Annotated in this window: 3 protein-coding genes; 2 read left to right on the top strand and 1 reads right to left on the bottom strand. The window is 60.5% G+C overall.

Going from position 1 to position 2,205, the window contains the following annotated elements; genetic code table 11:
• The first annotated feature begins 187 nt into the window (after window positions 1–187).
• Both P3T23_RS47545 and P3T23_RS47540 read left to right on the top strand, forming a co-directional pair.
• Window positions 188–1,144 carry an IS4 family transposase gene (locus P3T23_RS47545; RefSeq protein ID WP_429322929.1) on the top strand — a complete coding sequence of 319 codons (957 nt, stop codon included), beginning with the start codon at window positions 188–190 and terminating at the stop codon, window positions 1,142–1,144.
• Entirely contained in the window at window positions 1,107–1,580 is a 474-nt protein-coding gene (locus tag P3T23_RS47540) for an IS4 family transposase (protein ID WP_429322928.1), read from the top strand. The genes P3T23_RS47545 and P3T23_RS47540 overlap by 38 nt, the downstream gene beginning before the upstream one ends.
• A gap of 259 nt (window positions 1,581–1,839) precedes the next feature.
• On the opposite strand, the gene P3T23_RS47535 is transcribed toward P3T23_RS47540, so the two are convergent.
• A partial coding sequence (locus tag P3T23_RS47535) for an SDR family oxidoreductase (protein WP_429322927.1) occupies window positions 1,840–2,205 on the bottom strand: 366 nt, incomplete at its 5' end.

The raw sequence follows: 2,205 nt of genomic DNA, 5'->3' as shown, positions 1-2,205 counted from the left end.
ATGGCCGGGAACTTCAATCTCTTTGGGTCGCATTCCCCGTCGCTTGCGACGTAGGTCGATCGAAGATCGACAGCCTGAGAAAGCGCAGTTCATACCCCGCTGCTTGCAGCTAAGGATTACCCACATCTCGATCACCGCTTGTAAACTGCGCTGACCGATGTTAACTTGAGCGCGTTCATGGACCGGAGTGAACGCATTGTCTGCAACGGGTGATCTCGATGACTGGGCCAGCGAAGAATTCGGCACGGCGGCGCTGGGAGACGCCCGCCTGACGCAGCGCCTCGTGGCACTCGCGCGACGGCTGGCGCAGAGCCCGCAGTGTTCGTTTCCACAGTCGCTGGACGGGGCACAACTGAAGGCCGCCTATCGTTTCTTCGACAATCCACGGATCGACACCGACGGCGTATTGGCCAATCACATTGGGCAGACGCTGAAGCGCATGCAGCAGGTCCCGGTCGTCCTGGCGCCGCAGGATACGACTGAATTCAACCTCATGCATCTGCCGGCGACGCAGGGACTGGGCCACGGCACGAGCAGTAATGTGCACGGATTTATGCTGCACAGCTTGCTGGCCGTGACACCTGAGGGCCTGCCGCTCGGGGTGCTGGGGATGAAGACGTGGATTCGTGCACCCGAGGAATCCGGTAAATCGAAGCAACGAAGGAAACGGCCTATCGAGGAGAAGGAAAGCGTCAAGTGGCTCGAAGGCCTCGAGCATCTGGCGTCGGTGAAAACGCGCTGCCCCGACACCCACATCATCGGCATCTCCGACCGCGACGGCGATGTCTACGATGTGTTCATCGCCCCTCGGCCAGCGGGCGTTGACTGGCTGGTACGTGCAGCCTGGAGCCGCCGCGTCGCGCATCCGCAGGCACATCTGTGGGACGCCGTTGCGGCAGAGCCCGCTGTGGGCGAAACGGATCTGCTGGTGCCGACCCGGAATGGAAAGACACCGACACGCACTGCGCAATTGACGGTGCGTTGCAAGACGCTCCGGTTGCATCCGCCGCGCAGCCGTCAGCGCGATAAGTTGCCTGATGCCGAGGTGTTTGTGATCCACGCGCTGGAGACTCAGCCCCCCCGAGGGCGTCGAGCCGATCGAATGGATGTTGCTGAGTTCGGTGCTGACACTGACCTGCGATGACGCACTCGAACGTTTGGCGTGGTATGCCCGCCGTTGGACGATTGAATCGTGGCATCGCGTCCTGAAGAGCGGGTGTCAGATCGAGGCGCGACAATTCGGCCACCTGGATCGCTTCGTGCGCGCCACGGCATTGTTTGCTGTCATCAGCTGGCGCATCATGTACGCGACGCTGTTGGCCCGCCTTGATGGTGATCTGTCCTGCGAAGTGCTGCTGCAGCCAGTCGAATGGCGCGCGCTGTATTGCCGGATACACGGCACAACGCAAGCGCCGACCAAACCGCCGACGCTCGCGCAGGTGGTACTCTGGGTTGCAAAGCTCGGTGGTTATCTCAATCGCAAGCACGACCTTCCTCCGGGACCAACCGTCATGTGGCGTGGCTTTCTCGCACTGCACGAGAGCACGGTCATGTATCGCATCTTCCGGCAAAACGAATAGCCTACGTCGGAATCAACTCAACTGCCACCAGCTAAAGCTGGTGGGATGAGGCTCCGGCCCCCGCCGACTAAAGTCGGCGAAGCGTGGGGACCTTCCCTAAACCCATTGCGCCAAGCAAGCGATGCTGGTTCATCGAAAACCAACATCGACCTGCGCGGCTAAAGCTGACCGGCTAAAGCCGGTGGTTTTAACCTTATGAACGACAATCAAGAGATGTGGGTAATCCTTAGTGCTTGCAGGCGGGGTGCTTGATTCAGGTTCACTGCAGGTGTTGCCCTCCGTTGATGGCGATGTTGGCGCCGGTGACAAAACCGGCCTCGCGCGAGCACAGATACCGTACAAGCGAGGCGACCTCTCCGGGCTCCCCCAGCCGGCCTACCGGAATCTGCGGAACGATCTTCGTCTCACGGATTTCTTGCGGCACGGCCATTACCATCTTCGTCGCAATGTAGCCGGGCGAAACCGTGTTCACCGTCACGCCTTTCTTTGCCACCTCGAGCGCAAGCGACTTCGTGAAACCGTGCATGCCAGCCTTGGCGGCCGCATAGTTGGTCTGGCCAAAGCCGCCCTTCGAGCCAATGATCGAAGAAATGTTGACGATGCGGCCCCAGCCCTGCTCGACCAT

The sequence above is a fragment of the Paraburkholderia sp. GAS448 genome (assembly GCF_050435685.1).
Classification (GTDB): Bacteria; Pseudomonadota; Gammaproteobacteria; order Burkholderiales; family Burkholderiaceae; genus Paraburkholderia.
This window is presented reverse-complemented; position numbering and strand designations above follow the sequence as displayed.

Bases quoted from the DNA above. Each gene is read 5' to 3' on its own strand.
- P3T23_RS47540 (WP_429322928.1), top strand. From the start codon at position 1,107: ATGTTGCTGAGTTCGGTGCTGACACTGACCTGCGATGACGCACTCGAA.